The 310-nt window shown below is 50.0% G+C and carries 1 protein-coding gene; it reads left to right on the top strand.

Going from position 1 to position 310, the window contains the following annotated elements; genetic code table 11:
- Positions 1-310, top strand: a 310-nt coding sequence (locus tag EYD46_RS17870; protein ID WP_165454418.1) for a Calx-beta domain-containing protein, incomplete at both ends; no start/stop codon positions are given.

The following is a 310-nucleotide window of genomic DNA, read 5'->3' as shown; positions in this document are numbered from 1 at the left end:
ACCACGGCTTACTATGTGGTCAAAGCTGTCGATGAAGAGGGTAACCCACTGGCAGATCAGCCAACGGGCACTGTTAATGTCAGCTTTACCGATGGCACTGCGACAGCCGGTGATGATTACACTTTCAATAATACGACAGTGACCGTGGGCAGTGCTTTCAGTGCAGAGTCGGTGGATGATGCGCTGACAGATAGCGGTGAAAATTTTGTCGTCTCACTGGACTCAGGCAGTTTCAGTGATGCTGATACCTATGAAAAGGTGGAATACGCTCCGGATACTGTGACGACCACTATTCTGGATGAAGCGGATG

Source organism: Hyunsoonleella pacifica, assembly GCF_004310335.1.
Taxonomy (GTDB): domain Bacteria; phylum Bacteroidota; class Bacteroidia; order Flavobacteriales; family Flavobacteriaceae; genus Jejuia; species Jejuia pacifica.
The sequence above is the reverse complement of the archived record's forward strand: the minus strand, read 5'-3'. Positions and strand labels throughout refer to the sequence as shown.